This window comes from Stenotrophomonas maltophilia group sp. Smal13, assembly GCF_030236855.1.
GTDB classification, from domain to species: Bacteria; Pseudomonadota; Gammaproteobacteria; order Xanthomonadales; family Xanthomonadaceae; genus Stenotrophomonas; species Stenotrophomonas maltophilia_A.
Genome location: NZ_JASJSQ010000022.1, coordinates 44368 through 60414, shown reverse-complemented (window position 1 = coordinate 60414; position 16047 = coordinate 44368). Strand labels below are relative to the sequence as shown.

Here is a 16047-nt window from a genome sequence, read left to right as displayed (position 1 = left end):
GCCAGTCATGTTGAATCCAGAGGGGGAGGGAGGGGCGCCCGCAAGGCGCACGCCCGCGACAGCTATCGGCGCGGGTGGGCGGGACTTGAGCGGTCGCAGCACCTGCGACCCGGCTCGGCTATCCTGCCACGCCTGTTCCCGTTGCTGGAAATCATCCGATGGCAAAAGCCCGCACCGCCTACGTCTGCAATGAATGCGGCGCCGAATTCAGCAAGTGGCAGGGCCAGTGCACCGAGTGCAACGCCTGGAACTCGCTGTCGGAAATCGTGCTGGAGAGCGCGGCGGCGGCCAAGGCGCCCGCGTCGCGCCGGGCCGGCTGGGCCGGCAAGATCGACCCGCCGAAGATCACCGCCCTGAAGGACGTGGAGCAGACCGAGCATCGCCGTGTCTCGACCGGTATCGGCGAGTTCGATCGCGTGCTGGGCGGTGGCCTGGTCGAGGGCGCGGTGGTACTGGTTGGTGGCGACCCGGGCATCGGCAAGTCGACCCTGCTGCTGCAGGCGGTGGCGAAGATGGCGGCCGAGCTGCCGGTGCTGTACGTCACCGGCGAGGAGTCGCTGGCCCAGGTGGCCGGCCGCGCACACCGGCTGGAATTGCCGCTGGATGGTGTCAACGCGCTGGCCGAGACCGGCGTCGAGTCGATCCTGCAGCATGCGTCCAAGGCCGGCCCACGGCTGATCGTGGCCGACTCCGTGCAGACCCTGTGGACCGAGAGCCTGACCGCCGCGCCGGGTTCGGTCAGCCAGGTGCGCGAGAGCGCGGCGCGTCTGGTGCGCTTCGCCAAGGAGACCGGCACCGCCGTGTTCCTGGTCGGCCATGTGACCAAGGAGGGCGGCATTGCCGGCCCGCGCGTGCTCGAGCACATGGTCGATGCCGTGCTCTACTTCGAAGGCGAGAGCGGCAGCCGCTTCCGCCTGCTGCGCGCGTTCAAGAACCGCTTCGGTGCGGTCAACGAGCTGGGCGTGTTCGCGATGGGCGACAAGGGCCTGAAGGAGGTCTCCAATCCGTCGGCGATCTTCCTGTCCGGAGGCAGCACCCACCAGCCGGGCAGCTGTGTGATGGTCACCCGCGAGGGTACCCGGCCGCTGCTGGTGGAAGTGCAGGCGCTGGTCGATGCGTCGCCGCTGTCGAACCCGCGCCGTGTCGCGGTTGGCCTGGAGCAGAACCGGCTGGCCATGCTGCTGGCGGTGCTGCATCGCCACGGCGGCGTGCTGGTCGGCGACCAGGACGTGTTCGTCAACGTGGTCGGTGGCATCCGCGTGCAGGAGACCGCTGCCGACCTGCCGGTGCTGCTGGCGGTGCTGTCCTCGCTGCAGGACCGGCCGCTGGCGGAAAAGACGATTGCGTTTGGCGAGGTTGGCCTGTCCGGCGAGATCCGACCGGTACCCAATGGCGAAGACCGCCTGCGCGAGGCCGCCACCCATGGTTTCAAGCGCGCCATCGTGCCCAAGGCCAATGCTCCCAAGGGCGGCTCGGTGAAGGGCATGGAAGTGATCGCGGTGGAGCGTCTGTCCGAGGCTATCGACGCGGCGTGATCGCGTCGGGCATGGCCCGGCGTCACCACAGCGCACGTGGAATACGGCGGCCGACACGGTAACGGTCAGCCTCCCTGTGCTAGTTTTTCCCGCTCGACGAAGACGCCCTCTGGCGTCTTTCCGTGCCCAGGAGTAAACGATTACATGCAGGACACCGCGCTCACCGCCCCCAACGCCGAAATCCGTCGTGCCGGGGTCGATCTCAATGGACTGATGACGGTGCTGGGCAAGCACCTGTATTCCACCCCGGTGGTGGCACTGCGTGAGCTGGTGCAGAACGCGCACGACTCGATCATCCGCCGCCGCATCGAGCAGCCCGGCGTCGAGGTGCCCTCGCGCATCGCGGTACAGGTCGATGCCGCTGCCGGCGTGCTGCGCATCATCGATACCGGCGCCGGCCTGACCCGCCAGGAGATCCACGATTACCTGGCCACCGTCGGCGTCGGCTACACCCGCGGCCTGCGCCAGGGCGGCGAGGACGATGAGGGCCTGATCGGCATGTTCGGCCTCGGCTTCCTGTCGGCCTTCGTGCTGGCGCGCCGGGTCAGCGTGCGCACCACCTCGTACCAGACGCCGGAACTGGGCCATCTGTACGTGTCCAGCAACGCCGAGCAGTACACCGTCAGCGAAGTGCCGGCACGCGCGGTCGGTACCGAGGTGGAACTGGAGCTGCATCCGGACTTCCTGCCGCTGGCCAACGAGGCGCGCCTGCACGAAGTGCTGGGTCGCTACTGCGCGCTGCTGTCCGAGCCGATCTTCATCGGTGCTGCAGGCGAGGCGCTCAACCCCGAGCCGCCGCCGTGGCGCGGCCAGGGCGATGTGGCCCTGCATCCGGTGCAGGCGCGTCGCCAGGCGCTGCAGTTCGCGGCGCGTTTCGAACATGATTTCGAGCCGATCGTCACCGTGCCGCTGCGTGCCGATGGCAACAGCGATGCCACCGGCCTGCTGTGGGTGCAGGACGGTGCCACCTACGGCACCAGTGACAACCGCAACCTGTCGGTGTTCGTGCGCGGCATGCTGCTGGACGACGATGCGCGTGACCTGCTGCCGCCGTGGGCGGGCTTCATCGGCGGGGTGATCGAATCCTCGCGGCTCACGCCTACCGCCAGCCGCGAAGACCTGCAGCGCGACGACCAGTACCGCGCCGTGCAGCATGCGTTGCTGGAGGCGCTGATTGATGGCCTGGCCGACGTCGCGCGGCAGCAGCCGGAAGCGTGGCGACGTGTATTGAGCCGCCACAACGAGGCGCTGCTGGGCGCGGCGCTGTGCGATGACCGCCTGTTCGACCTGTTGCTGGAACACGTGCGCGTGCCGACCTCGCAGGGCGACCTGCCGGCCAGTGCGCTGCCCGCACGCGGTGCCGTGCACGTGATCCTCGACAACGGCGGCGGCTTCGAGGAAATGCTGTTCCGTGCGATGGGCGTGCCGGTCGCGCATGGCCATCGCTATGCGGTGGTGCCGTTCCTGCGGCGCTGGGCCCAGGCCAAGGGCCTGCGTCTGGTCGAGCTCGGCACCGAGCAGGGCAACCGCGCGCTGTTCCGCAGCGATGACAGCCTCGACGAGGCGCAGCTGGCATGGCTGCGCGAGCAGCTGGGTGACGGCGAACAATTGCTGCCGGCACGCTTCAGTCCCGAGTCGCTGCCGGTGGTGGTGGTGCCCGACCGCGAAGCCGAGCTGAAGCAGCGCCTGGAGGACGATGAGAACGACAAGCGCGTTTCAATGGCGGCGCTGCGGCTGGCGCGTCAGTTCACCGCGCGCATCGAATCGCGTGCGCCATCGCGGCTGTACCTCAACCTCGACAACCCCGCGGTGCAGGCGCTGCTGCGCGCCCAGCGCGAGGGCCACCCGCAGGCCGAAGCCGCAGCGCGCCTGCTGCGCTCACTGAAAATCATCGTCGCCGCGCAGGGCCGTCCACTGGCCCGTGCGACCGCCACGCCCGGCCCGGATCTCAACGGCGCCTTCACCGATATCGCCGGTGCCCTGCAGCAGATGCTGCGCTGAGCACCGCATCCTCTCATCCAGCCTTCGCTAGACAGGAGTACTTACCCCATGGACATCTGGAACTGGGTCGAAAAACTGCAGGGTGACCTGCGCCAGGCCGGCCAGGCGCAGAATGCGCACCTGCTGAACCGCCTCGCCGACGAGGTGAGCGAACTGCGTGTCGACCGCGTCGACGCGCTGCTGCCCGAAGCGCGTGCGCTGGGCAAGGCGCTGGACAACCCGTGGGTCGACGTCTACGTCGGCCACTGGGCGCTGCGCAACCGCGTCGGCAACCGCGTCGAAGGCGAGAGCGCGCTGGGCGAAGCCGTGGCGCTGTTCGAGCGTGCGCATCGCGAGGACACCCTGGAATGCCCGCAGTCGATCTGCGTGACCCAGGATCTTGCCGCCTGCTACGGCAACATCGATGGCCCCGGCTGGGTGCCGGAGCGCATCGAGGTGTGCGACGAGACGCTGGGCCGCATTGACCCGAGCTGGGCCTGCTTCCAGTGCCTGAGCTGCGAGAAGGCCGATGCACTGCTTGATGATGGCCGCGGCCAGGAGGCACTGGATTACCTGCAGGTGCAGTCCGACGCGATCGAGGCCTGCGGCAAGGAAGTGTTCGACAGCTTCCCGGAGATGCAGATCAAGATCCTGCTGGGCATGGGCCGCGCCGAAGAAGCGCTGCTGCTGATCGAGAAGCGCGAGGCCGAAGTGGCGGCGTCCGACGAGTACGAGCCGGCCAACTGCACGGTGCCGCGCCGCCTGTCCAAGGCGTGGGCGCTGGCCCAGCTGGACCGCGACGAAGAGGCCCTGCAGCAGCTGGTGCCGTGGAGCGAGCTGACGCCTACCTACTGGCGGCTGTGGGCGAACACCGCCGCAGCGCTGTGCCGGCGTGATCCCGCACGCAATACCTGGGACCTGGGTACGCGTTTCAACACCATCATCGAACACTTTGCCGAGGTTGGCTCGCACCGCCTGCTGATCGAAGTCGCTGCGCTGAGCCTGGAGCTGGCCCTGCAGCGTGGCGCACGCTGGGTGGCGCTGCGCCAGCTGGAACTGGCGCGTACCCATCTGGCACAGCTGCGCCAGGACCGGGGTGCGGCTGCGCTGGTGGCCGGCCTGGCGGCACGCATCGATGCATTGCCGGATGTGGCGCCGCTGCCGGTGCCAGCCGCTGAACTACTGGTTTGGCTGAACGAACAGGGAGAGCAGAATCAGTCGCGCGATCCCGAACGTGAGGCGCAGTGGCTGCTGCAGGCACAGGCGCAGCTGCCAGATGACGAGGCGCTGGCCGAGATGGCTGCCTCCGCGCTGAGCGCCTGTGGGGCGCAGACGGAAGCGCGCGCATTGCTGTGGCGCTTCGTGCGCGCACACACGCAGGATGATGGCCCGGCCGCCTACACGCTGATGCGCTGGCTGACCGAGCAGGGCGACGACGAAGGCCTGCGCCAGCTGGCTGATGCCTATCGCGGCAGCGTGCCGGTGTTCGCGCACTGGTGCGAGGTGCAGCGCGCCCGTCGCGTGTCCGACTGGCCGGCACTGGAGCAGGCCGCGCAGGCGCTGCTGGCGGCCTCGCCGGGCTCGCATGGCGCACGCGGTACGCTGGCGCGGATGTACATGGAAACCGGTCGCTTCAGCGAGGCGCAGGCCTGCTATGCGCAGCTGGTGGAGCTGCTGGAAGAACCCAACGCCGCACACTGGGACCACATGAGCGCGGCCAGCGCGGCACGCGACTGGGATGCGGTGCGCCGCTCGGCGGCGGCGATCGGCATGGAGCTGTCCAGCCAGGACGGCGTGGTCGAGGAGCCGTGGGGCTGGGTGATCATCCGCAGCGAAGAGAACGGCGAGCCGATGGAGTACTACGCGCGCCGCAGTGGCCCGGTCACCGCACGTATCGTCGAGAACGCACCGGCCAACCGTGCCCAGCAGGTAGGCGACTGGGTGGTGTTCGATGCTGCGCTGGTGCACCCGGCGCCGGAGGAGGAGGAAGCGCGCGAGCATTTCATCCCGACCTATGCGCAGGTGCATGTGCTGGAGCGCGGCGGCTTCGCCCGCAGCTGGCTGATCGACGGCGCGCACCCGGGCGAAGATGCGTGGGATGCCTTTGTCGCAGCGGCCGAGGCGCAGGGCTGGCAGGTGTGGTCGCACAGCCGCCCGGACTACACCGTGACCGATCCGGACGAGGAGGAGGGCACGCTGCCGGGCCTGCTGTTCACCGTCGCCCAGCCGCAGGACCATGCACCGCTGGCGCTGCACCGCTTCCTGCAGCAGGAAACCGCGAAGTGGCAGCATCCGCATTGCTGGCTGCGGCTGGCCGAAGCCTGCGACCAGGATCGCCAGCCGCACCTGGACGTGATCGAGCGTTACGGCTTGTAAGCCGGGTATCGGGTAGTGCCGGCCGCTGGCCGGCAGCGCCGGGATATTCTGTGTTGCCGGCCAGCGGCCGGCACTACCTCAAGGAGAAATACATGCGGAAGACAGGGATGTTCATGATCGCCGGGCTGCTGCTGGCCCCCGCCGTGCAGGCCGCACCGGCCTGCCAGGAACCAGTGGCTGTCGCCCGTGCCTTCTACGAGGCAACCACCGGCAATGGCGATCTGCTGGAATCGCCGCCGGCGCTGGTCAGCCCGGCCTTCGGCAAGGCCCTGCGTGGCGAGCGCGCCTGCCAGACGCGCGAGGAAGGCATCTGCACCATCGATTCGGACCCGTGGCTGGATGCGCAGGATGGCGACATCGAGAGTCCGGTGCGCTACATCTGGAAAGAGGTCTCGGCGACGTCCGGCCAGGTCGAGATGCGCTATTCGGTATGGAAGAAGGCCTACGTGACCCGGTTGCCGATGGTGCGCCAGGGGCAGGGCTGCTGGCAGGTGGATGACATCCTCACCAACAGCGGTCGCTCGGTACGGAAGATCCTGGCCCAGCCGCTGCCTTGACCGTCTGCGGCATCCACGCAGGGTGCGGTCCTGTTGCCGGCCAGCGGCCGGCACTACCCGGGTGGGTGCCGACCGTTGGCCGGCACACCGCTATCGCGAATGCCCGAACACCAGTTCGATCACGAACTGGCTGCCGAAGAAGGCCAGCAGCAGCAACAGCATTGCCGCCAGCGTCCAGTGCACCGCCTTCATGCCGCGCCAGCCGTAGCGGCGACGGCCGATCAGCAGCACGCCGAACACGATCCACGACAGCACGCTCAGCACGGTCTTGTGCACCAGCTTCTGCGCCAGCAGGTCGTCGACGAACAGCACGCCGGTGACCAGGGTCAAGGTCAGCAGCGCGAAGCCGACGGTGATCACCCGGAACAGCAGCGATTCCAGATCGGCCAGCGGCGGCAGGGCGCGCAGCCACGGCCGGAACTCGCGGCGGCGCAGGGCGCGTTCCTGCAGCCACAGCATGATCGCCAGCAGCGCGGCGATGCTCAGCGTGGCGTAGGCCAGCAGCGCCAGCCAGGCGTGGCTGGCCAGGCGCCAGCCCAGCACCTTGCTCGGTTCGTGGCCGTAGCCGTGGTAGGCCAGCAGCAGTACCGCGGCCAGCGGGAACACCACCACGCCCAGCGCCGACATGCGCCCGCGCGCGCCGACCAGCGAGGTCAGCCAGGCCATGCCCAGGCCGACCAGCGACAGCGCGGCGAAGAAGTGCATGTCCGGCCCGCCGTTGGTGCGCATGGCCACCATCACGTGGTAGCCGCCGTGCAGCAGCATCGCCGGCAGGGCGGGCCACAGCCAGGCGGGGGAGCCGGTGCTTTCATCGCGGCCAAGCGCACGCACCAGCAGGGCGCTGGCGGCCAGGTAGAGCAGGGCGGCGATGAGAACGATTAACATCGTTGCAGTTTCGCATACCCCTGCGGTGGTGGCGACGGCCCTGTGGTCGCAGTCCGGGGAGGGGAGCGGACCCGTTATACTGTCTGCCTTATTGTCCCCCGCTTTCAGACAGGTTGCGCCGCATGTTCGAGTCACTGACCCAGCGCCTTTCCGGCACCATCGAGCGCCTGCGTGGCCGCGGCCGCCTGACCGAGGAGAACATCCGCGAGGCCACCCGTGAGGTCCGCATCGCGCTGCTCGAAGCCGACGTTGCGCTGCCGGTGGTGCAGGCCCTGATCGAACGCATCAAGGTGCGGGCGGTCGGCCAGGAAGTGCTGAAGTCGCTGACCCCGGGCCAGGCCCTGATCAAGGTCGTGCGCGACGAGCTGACCGCGGTGATGGGCGCCGAAGCCAGCGACCTGAACCTCAATGTGCCCGCTCCGGCCATCATCCTGATGGCGGGCCTGCAGGGCGCCGGCAAGACCACCACGGTGGGCAAGCTGGCCAAGCACCTGAAGGAAAAGCGCAAGAAGAAGGTGATGGTGGTCTCGGCCGACGTCTACCGTCCGGCCGCGATCGAGCAGCTGAAGACCCTGGCCGAGCAGGTCGGCGTGCTGTTCTTCCCGTCCAGCGCCGACCAGAAGCCGGAAGCCATCGTCCGCGCCGCCATCGACGATGCGCGCAAGTCGTTCGTCGACGTGCTGCTGGTCGATACCGCCGGCCGCCTGGCCATCGACGAAGCAATGATGGCCGAGATCAAGGCCCTGCACGCGGCGGTGAATCCGGCCGAAACCCTGTTCGTGGTCGACGCCATGACCGGCCAGGACGCGGCCAACACCGCCAAGGCCTTCGGCGACGCCCTGCCGCTGACCGGCGTGGTGCTGACCAAGACCGACGGTGACGCCCGTGGCGGTGCCGCGCTGAGCGTGCGCTACATCACCGGCAAGCCGATCAAGTTCGTCGGTGTCAGCGAGAAGCCGGAGGGCCTGGACGTATTCCACCCGGACCGTATCGCCAGCCGCATCCTCGACATGGGCGACGTGCTGTCGCTGGTCGAGCAGGTCGAGCAGCAGGTCGACAAGGACAAGGCCGCCAAGCTGGCCGAGAAGGTCGCCAAGGGCAAGAAGTTCGACCTGAACGACATGCGTGACCAGCTGGAGCAGATGCAGAACATGGGCGGCATCGGCGGCCTGATGGACAAGCTGCCGGGCCTGGGCAACATCCCCGACCATCTGAAGCAGCAGGTCAGCCAGGGCAAGGAAGTGCCGCGCATGATCGCCATCATCAGCTCGATGACCAAGAAGGAACGGCGCAACCCGAACCTGCTCAACGGCTCGCGCCGCGCGCGCATCGCCAAGGGCTCGGGCGTGACCCCGGCCGACGTCAACAAGCTGATGAAGCAGTACATGCAGATGGAAAAGATGATGAGCAAGATGGCCGGCGGCGGCATGAAGGGCATGTTGCGCAGCATGAAGGGCATGATGGGCGCCATGGGCGGCCGCGGCATGCCGTTCCGTTGATGCAGCGACGGGGCCGGCGCGCATCGCGATCCGGCCCCGGGTCACAATGACTGGCGTATGCTGGGCGGCGACTTCTCCAACAGGTATGTCGCGTGAACGCATCGCCGATTCTTGAACGCGCCGACACCTTCTGTCGGCGTTTTTCATTGCAGCTTCCGATCCTGCTGGCACCGATGGCCGGTGCCTGTCCGGTGCCGCTGTCGGCTGCGTTGGCCAATGCCGGCAGCATGGGTGCAATGGGCGCGGTGCTGTCGTCATCGGCCGATATCGGCCACTGGATGGATGACTTCCGCGCTGCCTCGACGGGCCCCGCACAGGTGAACCTGTGGGTGCCGGACCCGGCACCGACCCGTGATGTCGCCGCTGAAGCCGCCAGCCGCGCCTTCCTCGCGCAGTGGGGTCCGGACGTGCCGGCCAGCGCCGCCGATGCCACGCCCGCCGACTTCGAAGAACAGTTCGCCGCGCTGCTGGCGGCGCGCCCGGCGGTGGCCTCGACCATCATGGGCGTGCTGCTGCCGCGCCACGTACAGCAGTTGAAGGATGCCGGCATTGCCTGGATCGCCTGTGCGACCACCTTGTCCGAAGCGCGTGCGGCACAGGACGCCGGTGCCGACGCGGTGGTGGCACAGGGCGTGGAAGCCGGTGGCCATCGCGGCGCGTTCGATCCGGCGATGGCCGAGCGCCAGCTGGTTGGCCTGTTTGCGTTGTTGCCACGCCTGGCCGACCACCTGCAGATTCCGGTGATTGCTGCCGGTGGCATCGCCGACGGTCGCGGCATTGCCGCCGCGCTCACCCTGGGGGCCAGCGCCGTGCAGATCGGCACTGCCTTCCTGCGCACGCCCGAAGCGGCGATTGCTTCGGCGTGGGCCGATGGATTGGCGGCCAGCGAACCCGAAGATACCTGGCCGACCCGCGCCTTCAGTGGCCGCCTGGGGCGTGGCCTGGCGACACCCTATGTGCGCGCCGCCGCTGCGGAAGGCGCACCGGCGCCACGCCCGTACCCGGTGCAGCGCGGCCTGACCGCGCCGATGCGCAGGCAGGCCGTGCAGGAAAATCGTCTGGCGGCGATGCAGGCCTGGGCCGGGCAGTCGGCGTGGATGGCCCCGGCACAGCCGGCCGCCGACGTATTGCGCGGCATGTGGGAACAGGCGCAGGCGCTGCTGCGATGACCGTGACCTGCAACGGCCAACCGGTGCAGGTGGAGGATCTGCTGCCTGCGCTGGTCAACTATGGCCACTTCACCTCGCTGCAGGTGCGCGGTCACGCCGTGCAGGGACTGGACCTGCATCTGGCGCGGCTGTCGCAGGCCACGCGCGAACTGTTCGGCAGCGAGCTGGATGCCGCGCAGGTGCAGGCGTGGATGGCGCACGCCCTGCAGCAGGCCGGCCTGGCCGATGCGTCGCTGCGGGTGACGGTGTACTCGCGCCGCTTCGATTTCCGCAATCCGCTGGCGGCCGTACCGGTGGACGTGCTGGTGGCGGTGTCCGCGCCGGTGGCGCTGACCGCACCGAAGCGGGTGCGCAGCGTGATGTGGCAGCGCGAGCTGCCGCAGATCAAGCACGTCGGCACCTTCGGCCTGTTTGCCGAGCGCCGTGCGGCGATGGCGGAAGGGTTCGACGATGTGCTGTTCGTGACCGCCGATGGCGAGATGAGTGAAGGCAGCACCTGGAACCTGGCCGTGCACGATGGTGAGCGCCTGCTCTGGCCACAGGCGCCGGCCCTGCGCGGTACTGCCGAGACGTTGTTGAAGCAGCATTGGCCGGGGGCACAGCTGACGCGGCCGTTGGCATTGGCTGAACTGGATAGCGTGAAGGCCGCTTTTGCCTGCAACGCCAGCGGCCTATGGGCGCTGGACGCCATCGACGGGCATGTCCTGCCGGGTTCGCAGGCACTGGCTGAACAGGGCAGGGCAGTGCTGGCGGCGGTGGCTTGGGACAGATTGGGGTGAAAACCCCCGCAGGGCATGGCCCGGCGCTGCCGTGAAGGCGGATTCACCCCGGGGTTGGCTCGGCCGGGCTCTGCCGCTATAATCGCCCGCTTACCTCGCCATCCTGGCGACTGGGCAATAGGAAAAACACCATGGTCAAGATTCGACTGACCCGCGGCGGCGCCAAGAAGCGTCCGTTCTACCACATCATCGTCACCGACGTGCGCAGCGCGCGCGACGGCCGCAACATCGAGCGCGTTGGCTTCTACAACCCGGTCGCCCAGGGCGCCGAGAAGCGCATCGAGCTGGACCTGGCCCGCGTTGACCATTGGGTCAAGAACGGCGCCCAGCCGACCGACAAGGTCCGCAACCTGATCAAGGAAGCGACCAAGTCCCAGGCCGCTGCGGCCTGATCCTGACGGGCCACGCTTCGGCGTGGCCCTCTTGGTTGAAGCAGATGAAAGATATCGAGCGCCGCATCCTGCTGGGCAGGGTTGTCGGCGCTTTTGGTGTGCGCGGCGAGATCAAGCTCGAGTCCTGGACCGAGCCACGTTCCGCCATTTTCCGTTACCAGCCGTGGATCGTGCGCAGCCCGTCCGGCGTGGAAACCACGATTGAAGGTGTACGCGGCCGCGACAGCGGCAAGCACCTGGTCGCCCGTTTCCCCGGCGTCGAGGACCGCGATACCGTTGAAGCGATGCACGGCACCGAGATCTACGTGGCCCGCAGTGCGTTGCCGCCGCCGAAGCCCGATGAGTATTACTGGGTGGACCTGGAAGGCCTGGACGTGAAGACCACCGAGGGCGTTGCCCTGGGCCAGGTCTCGCACCTGTTCAGCACCGGCGCCAACGACGTGGTGGTGGTCCGTGGTGACCGCGAACGGATGATTCCGTTCGTGCAGCCGGACTTCGTCAAGTCGGTCGACTTCGAGGCCAACCTGGTCGTGGTCGACTGGGATCCCGAGTTCTGAGTGTGAGCATGCGTTTCGACGTCATCACCCTGTTCCCCGAGTTCCTCGCCCAGTCCGCTGGACTGGGCGTGGTCGGGCGCGCGCAGGAGAAGGGCCTGTTCAGCCTGCATGGCTGGAATCCCCGTGATTACGCCGAAGGCAACTACCGCCGGGTGGACGACCGTCCGTTCGGTGGTGGCCCGGGCATGGTGATGCTGATCGAGCCGCTGCAGGCCTGCCTGCAGGCGATCCGTGATGCTGATCCGACCCCGGCGCGGGTGATCCATCTCAGCCCGCAGGGGGCGCCGTTGACCCAGGCCAAAGTGCGGGAACTGGCGGCGCTGCCGCGCATGGTCCTGCTCTGTGGTCGCTACGAAGGCATCGACGAGCGTTTCCTGGAGGCCAATGTCGACGAGGAGATTTCCCTCGGCGACTACGTGCTGTCCGGTGGCGAGCTGGGCGCGGCGGTGATCATCGACGCCGTGGCCCGCCTGCAGGACGGTGCCCTGAACGACGCGGAATCGGCGGCGCAGGACAGCTTCGAGGGTGACCTCGGCCTGCTCGACTGCCCGCATTACAGCCAGCCGGCCCAGCACCCGCTGGGTGACGTGCCGGACGTGCTGCGCTCGGGCAACCACGCGGCCATCGCGGCCTGGCGCCGGCAGCAGTCGCTGGTCCGTACCGCCGAGCGGCGCCCGGACCTGCTGGATGAACAGGCGCTGGGCAAGGCCGACCGCAAGCTGCTGGAGCAGGCCCGTCAGGCCCAGAAACACAAGGCCAGCCCCTAGCGCAGGGCTGGCGTTATCGGCTATCATGGCCAATTCCCGTCGGCCCCGGCCGGCGCGCGCAGTACCCAAAACAAACGTGCAGCACAGTCCGGTGACTGCATGAGCCTACGTTGTCGATACGACACGCCCACCCGAACAAGAATCGGTGTAACCCATGAGCAAGCTGAACAAGTCCATCGTCGCGGAATTCGAATCCGCCCAGATCACCCGTGAACTGCCGAAGTTCAGCCAGGGCGACACCGTTGTCGTCAACGTGAAGGTGAAGGAAGGCAGCCGCGAGCGCGTGCAGGCCTACGAAGGCGTTGTCATCGCCACCAAGAACGCCGGCCTGAACTCCTCGTTCACCGTCCGCAAGATCTCGCACGGCTACGGCGTCGAGCGCGTTTTCCAGACCCACAGCGCCATCATCGACTCGGTCGAAGTGAAGCGTCGTGGTAAGGTCCGCGCCGGCAAGCTGTACTACCTGCGTGGCCTGGAAGGCAAGGCTGCCCGCATCAAGGAAGACCTGGCTGCCGCTGCTGCCGCCAAGGCTGCCCGTCTGGCCGAAAAGGCCTGATAAACAACTTCGGTTGTTGCCGCGACGGCCACCTTCGGGTGGCCGTTTGCGTTTCCGGCATCGCATCGGCCACGATCAGGGGATGAACGACATCAATCCGCGCTATCCCGCCGTGATCCAGTCGGCGCTGCGCTTCCTCGACGGCAAGGGGCTGGCGCGCGTGCAGTCGGCACCGCTGCTGCATCGCCTTCTGTGGCGCATGGGCATCGCACTGCCACCGCCGATCCTGGCCGGCTTCGGCACCAATGCGCTGGTGCAGGGCCTGCTGTTCGGGCTGTTCTGGACCGCGCTGATGTGGCTGATGCTGTGGCAGGGCAGTGAGCGCCCGCTGGCCCTGCTGCTGGCGGCCGGCCTGGTGGCCGGTGCGCTGTTCGGCATTGTGATGGCGGCGCTGATGCGTTCGCTGCGCCGCCACCGCAAGCTGCCGGACTGGCAGCAGTTCCGGGCGCGGCAAGCGGACTGAGCCGATGGCGCACTGCGCCGTGACCGTTGGGGACAGGCCGCGCTAGGCTGCGGTTTCATCCCGATGGACGTGCTGTGCGATGCCTGCCAAGCGAACCGCACCTTCCACCGCGCCCGCGCTGTTGTCAGGCGGCAACCCGCAGATCGCCAAGGGCGAAGGCGATGCGCCGGTGCAGGCCTATATCGCGGCGATGCCGGACTGGAAGCGGCCGATCGGAGCACAGCTGGACGCGCTGATCGAACAGGCTGTACCCGGTGTGTACAAGGCAGTGAAGTGGAATTCGCCGATGTATGCGGTTGCGCCGGGCGAAGGCTGGTTTCTCAGCTTCCACTGCTTCACCCGCTACATCAAGGTGGCGTTCTTCCGCGGCGCTGCGCTGAAGCCGGTGCCGCCCGAGCCGTCCAGGAGTGCCGATACGCGCTACCTGCACATCCAGCAGGAGGGTGCGTTGGATGAGGCGCAGTTCCTCGACTGGGTGCGCCAGGCCGCGGCATTGCCCGGCGAGCGCATGTAAGTGCATCGTTCCGATCTCCCTGCCGACGAGAACCGCTGATGGCCACGCATGCACCGAACCCTGCCGATGCCGGAACCCCGGCCGCTGAACTGATCGATGCACGCATCGCCGAGCTGGGCGACTGGCGTGGCGAGGCGCTGGCACGCGTGCGTGCCTTGATCCATGAGGCGCTGCCGGACGTGCAGGAAACCTGGAAGTGGCGCGGTACACCGGTGTGGGAGCACAACGGCATCCTGTGCACCGGCGAAACCTACAAACAGGCGGTGAAGCTGACCTTTGCCAACGGTGCGGCGTTGGCCGATCCGAAGGGCCTGTTCAACGCCAGCCTGGACGGCAACACGCGACGTGCGATCGACATCCATGAAGGCGCGATGCCGGATGTCGCCGCGTTCAAGGCGCTGATGCGCGCGGCGGCCACGTTCAACGCGGCGAAGAAGAAGCGGTAGAGCCGGCCGCTGGCCGGCTGTTGCGCGATGCTTCCGGGGAGGTTTGAAGGTGCCGGCCAGCGGCCGGCACTACCGCAGTGGCGCGGCATCCGGGTCGGCCACCGGCGACGGCGGGCAGGCCGGAATCTCCGACGGCGTGGCCAGTTCTTCGGCGTGCGAGGGCTTGCCCATCATCTTCGCCTTGCGCCAGCCGCCCCAGCGGTAATAGGCCAGTGACAGCAGCATCGACACCAGCGAGCTGACCGGGAAGCTCCACCAGATCGCGTCGGCGCCCCAGTACGGCTGCAGCAGTTCGGCGAACGGCACGCGCACGCCCCACAGTGAGCCGGCCAGGATCAGCAATGGCGGAATCACCGCGCCGGTCGAGCGCACCACGCCGGAGATCACGAAGCTGACGCCGAAGAACAGGAACGAGCCGATCACCACGTGGTTGAGGTGGCGGGCGATGTCCAGCGCCTGGCTGGCCGGCGGCAGGAACAGCGCCAGCAGCTGGCGGTCGAACAGCACCAGCGGCAGGATCAGCGCGCCGGTCAACAGGAAGTTGAACAGCACGCCCTGGCGCGCAGTGCCGCGCACGCGATCCCAGCGCTGCGCACCGACGTTCTGCGCGGCCATCGACGAGCACGCCGCACCGATCGCCATCGCCGGCATCTGCAGGTAGTTCCACAGCTGCAGGGCAGCGCCGTAACCGGCGCCGGTGTCGGTGCCGTATTGGTTGACCATGGTCATCAGCAGGATCACCGACAGCGAGATCAGCACCATCTGCAGGCCCATCGGCACACCCTTGATCACCAGCGCCTTGAGGATGGTCAGGTCGAGCTTGAACAGGCGCAGGTCGGCGCGGCCCAGCCACAGGGTGTGGCGCTTGTGCCGCATGTACAGCAGCAGGCCGGCCAGCGACAGCGTCTGCGCGACCAGCGTGGCCCAGGCCGAGCCGGCGATACCCAGCGCGGGGAACGGCCCCATGCCGAAGATCAGCACCGGGTTCAGCACGATGTCCAGCGCCACCGACACCATCAGGAAGCGGAACGGCGTGCGCGAGTCACCGGCACCGCGCAGTGCGGCGGTGAGGAAGGCGAACGCGTACAGCGTCGGCATCGCCAGGAAGATGATCTGCAGGTAGGCCTCGGCCAGCGGCAGCGAGGCGGCCGGTGTACCCATCGCCGCCAGCAGCGGATGGGCCATGAACCAGCCGGCGATGGCGATGATCACCGACAGGCCAATGAAGAAGGTAGCGCTGGTGCCAACCACGCGCCGCGCCTGCGCGATGTCGCGCGCGCCGATTGCCTGGCCGATCAGGATGGTCGAGGCCATGCCGAAGCCGAACACCGAGCCGATCAGGAAGAACATGATGTTGTTGGCGTTCGCGGTGGCGGTCAGTGCCGCCTCGCCGAGGAAGCGCCCCACCCAGACCGCATTCACCGAACCGTTCAGCGACTGCGCGATGTTGCCTGCCAGGATCGGTAGTGAAAACAGCAGAAGATTGCGGCCGATCGGGCCGGAGGTCAGGTCAAGCGGCGCTTTGGCCATGGAGTGGTGATCGAATCCCGGGAGGCGCACACTAGCACCAAG

Annotated in this window: 16 protein-coding genes; 14 read left to right on the top strand and 2 right to left on the bottom strand. The window is 68.0% G+C overall.

What is annotated here, in order from left to right; genetic code table 11:
* Nucleotides 1–158 precede the first annotated feature (158 nt).
* From radA to QRO95_RS10065, 4 genes are all read left to right on the top strand, one after another.
* A complete protein-coding gene (gene radA, locus QRO95_RS10080) occupies nucleotides 159–1535 on the top strand; it encodes a DNA repair protein RadA (protein ID WP_014646395.1) in 1377 nt (458 codons plus the stop codon).
* Between the two features lie 144 nt (nucleotides 1536–1679).
* The gene (locus QRO95_RS10075; protein ID WP_285302455.1) at nucleotides 1680–3536 is read left to right on the top strand and encodes an ATP-binding protein; all 1857 of its coding nucleotides are present in this window, start codon (nucleotides 1680–1682) and stop codon (nucleotides 3534–3536) included.
* Nucleotides 3537–3584: 48 nt separating this feature from the next.
* Nucleotides 3585–5891: a tetratricopeptide repeat protein gene (locus QRO95_RS10070; RefSeq protein WP_285302454.1), complete on the top strand. Its 2307-nt coding sequence runs from the start codon at nucleotides 3585–3587 to the stop codon at nucleotides 5889–5891.
* A 92-nt stretch (nucleotides 5892–5983) separates the two neighbouring features.
* The gene (locus tag QRO95_RS10065; RefSeq protein ID WP_121503901.1) at nucleotides 5984–6448 is read left to right on the top strand and encodes a hypothetical protein; all 465 of its coding nucleotides are present in this window, start codon (nucleotides 5984–5986) and stop codon (nucleotides 6446–6448) included.
* 90 nt (nucleotides 6449–6538) lie between these two features.
* Here QRO95_RS10065 and QRO95_RS10060 read toward each other — a convergent pair whose 3' ends face one another.
* A complete protein-coding gene (locus QRO95_RS10060) occupies nucleotides 6539–7333 on the bottom strand; it encodes an inner membrane protein YpjD (RefSeq protein WP_032127560.1) in 795 nt (264 codons plus the stop codon).
* Nucleotides 7334–7455: 122 nt separating this feature from the next.
* On the opposite strand from QRO95_RS10060, the gene ffh reads away from it, so the two are divergent.
* The 10 genes from ffh to QRO95_RS10010 all read left to right on the top strand — a co-directional run bounded on the left by ffh (nucleotide 7456) and on the right by QRO95_RS10010 (nucleotide 14475).
* The gene (gene ffh / locus QRO95_RS10055; RefSeq protein WP_005408591.1) at nucleotides 7456–8832 is read left to right on the top strand and encodes a signal recognition particle protein; all 1377 of its coding nucleotides are present in this window, start codon (nucleotides 7456–7458) and stop codon (nucleotides 8830–8832) included.
* Between the two features lie 92 nt (nucleotides 8833–8924).
* Nucleotides 8925–10001, top strand: a complete 1077-nt coding sequence (locus tag QRO95_RS10050; RefSeq protein WP_285302453.1) for a nitronate monooxygenase family protein — start codon at nucleotides 8925–8927, stop codon at nucleotides 9999–10001.
* Entirely contained in the window at nucleotides 9998–10780 is a 783-nt protein-coding gene (locus tag QRO95_RS10045) for an aminotransferase class IV family protein (RefSeq protein WP_285302452.1), read from the top strand. Before QRO95_RS10050 ends, QRO95_RS10045 begins: the two co-directional genes overlap by 4 nt.
* Nucleotides 10781–10911: 131 nt before the next feature.
* Complete coding sequence (rpsP, locus tag QRO95_RS10040; RefSeq protein ID WP_005415733.1) at nucleotides 10912–11172, top strand: 30S ribosomal protein S16; 261 nt, start codon at nucleotides 10912–10914, stop codon at nucleotides 11170–11172.
* Between the two features lie 44 nt (nucleotides 11173–11216).
* Entirely contained in the window at nucleotides 11217–11729 is a 513-nt protein-coding gene (rimM, locus tag QRO95_RS10035) for a ribosome maturation factor RimM (protein WP_010483256.1), read from the top strand.
* Nucleotides 11730–11737: 8 nt separating this feature from the next.
* The gene (trmD, locus tag QRO95_RS10030) at nucleotides 11738–12496 is read left to right on the top strand and encodes a tRNA (guanosine(37)-N1)-methyltransferase TrmD (protein WP_285302451.1); all 759 of its coding nucleotides are present in this window, start codon (nucleotides 11738–11740) and stop codon (nucleotides 12494–12496) included.
* 154 nt (nucleotides 12497–12650) lie between these two features.
* Nucleotides 12651–13052: a 50S ribosomal protein L19 gene (gene rplS / locus QRO95_RS10025; protein ID WP_005408597.1), complete on the top strand. Its 402-nt coding sequence runs from the start codon at nucleotides 12651–12653 to the stop codon at nucleotides 13050–13052.
* An 82-nt stretch (nucleotides 13053–13134) separates the two neighbouring features.
* Nucleotides 13135–13515: a DUF6404 family protein gene (locus QRO95_RS10020; protein ID WP_049462347.1), complete on the top strand. Its 381-nt coding sequence runs from the start codon at nucleotides 13135–13137 to the stop codon at nucleotides 13513–13515.
* Between the two features lie 79 nt (nucleotides 13516–13594).
* The gene (locus tag QRO95_RS10015) at nucleotides 13595–14029 is read left to right on the top strand and encodes a DUF1801 domain-containing protein (protein ID WP_285302450.1); all 435 of its coding nucleotides are present in this window, start codon (nucleotides 13595–13597) and stop codon (nucleotides 14027–14029) included.
* Between the two features lie 38 nt (nucleotides 14030–14067).
* Nucleotides 14068–14475, top strand: a complete 408-nt coding sequence (locus QRO95_RS10010) for a DUF1801 domain-containing protein (RefSeq protein ID WP_285302449.1) — start codon at nucleotides 14068–14070, stop codon at nucleotides 14473–14475.
* A 69-nt stretch (nucleotides 14476–14544) separates the two neighbouring features.
* Here QRO95_RS10010 and QRO95_RS10005 read toward each other — a convergent pair whose 3' ends face one another.
* On the bottom strand, nucleotides 14545–16005 hold the full coding sequence (locus QRO95_RS10005; protein WP_285302448.1) for an MATE family efflux transporter: 1461 nt from the start codon (nucleotides 16003–16005) through the stop codon (nucleotides 14545–14547).
* Between the last annotated feature and the right edge of the window lie 42 nt (nucleotides 16006–16047).

Bases quoted from the DNA above. Each gene is read 5' to 3' on its own strand.
- rplS (WP_005408597.1), top strand. From the start codon at position 12,651: ATGAGCAAGCTGAACAAGTCCATCGTCGCGGAATTCGAATCCGCCCAG.
- rimM (WP_010483256.1), top strand. From the start codon at position 11,217: ATGAAAGATATCGAGCGCCGCATCCTGCTGGGCAGGGTTGTCGGCGCT.
- QRO95_RS10070 (WP_285302454.1), top strand. From the start codon at position 3,585: ATGGACATCTGGAACTGGGTCGAAAAACTGCAGGGTGACCTGCGCCAG.
- radA (WP_014646395.1), top strand. From the start codon at position 159: ATGGCAAAAGCCCGCACCGCCTACGTCTGCAATGAATGCGGCGCCGAA.
- QRO95_RS10010 (WP_285302449.1), top strand. From the start codon at position 14,068: ATGGCCACGCATGCACCGAACCCTGCCGATGCCGGAACCCCGGCCGCT.
- QRO95_RS10060 (WP_032127560.1), bottom strand. From the start codon at position 7,333: ATGTTAATCGTTCTCATCGCCGCCCTGCTCTACCTGGCCGCCAGCGCC.
- ffh (WP_005408591.1), top strand. From the start codon at position 7,456: ATGTTCGAGTCACTGACCCAGCGCCTTTCCGGCACCATCGAGCGCCTG.
- QRO95_RS10020 (WP_049462347.1), top strand. From the start codon at position 13,135: ATGAACGACATCAATCCGCGCTATCCCGCCGTGATCCAGTCGGCGCTG.
- QRO95_RS10045 (WP_285302452.1), top strand. From the start codon at position 9,998: ATGACCGTGACCTGCAACGGCCAACCGGTGCAGGTGGAGGATCTGCTG.
- rpsP (WP_005415733.1), top strand. From the start codon at position 10,912: ATGGTCAAGATTCGACTGACCCGCGGCGGCGCCAAGAAGCGTCCGTTC.
- QRO95_RS10015 (WP_285302450.1), top strand. From the start codon at position 13,595: ATGCCTGCCAAGCGAACCGCACCTTCCACCGCGCCCGCGCTGTTGTCA.
- QRO95_RS10065 (WP_121503901.1), top strand. From the start codon at position 5,984: ATGCGGAAGACAGGGATGTTCATGATCGCCGGGCTGCTGCTGGCCCCC.
- trmD (WP_285302451.1), top strand. From the start codon at position 11,738: ATGCGTTTCGACGTCATCACCCTGTTCCCCGAGTTCCTCGCCCAGTCC.
- QRO95_RS10075 (WP_285302455.1), top strand. From the start codon at position 1,680: ATGCAGGACACCGCGCTCACCGCCCCCAACGCCGAAATCCGTCGTGCC.
- QRO95_RS10005 (WP_285302448.1), bottom strand. From the start codon at position 16,005: ATGGCCAAAGCGCCGCTTGACCTGACCTCCGGCCCGATCGGCCGCAAT.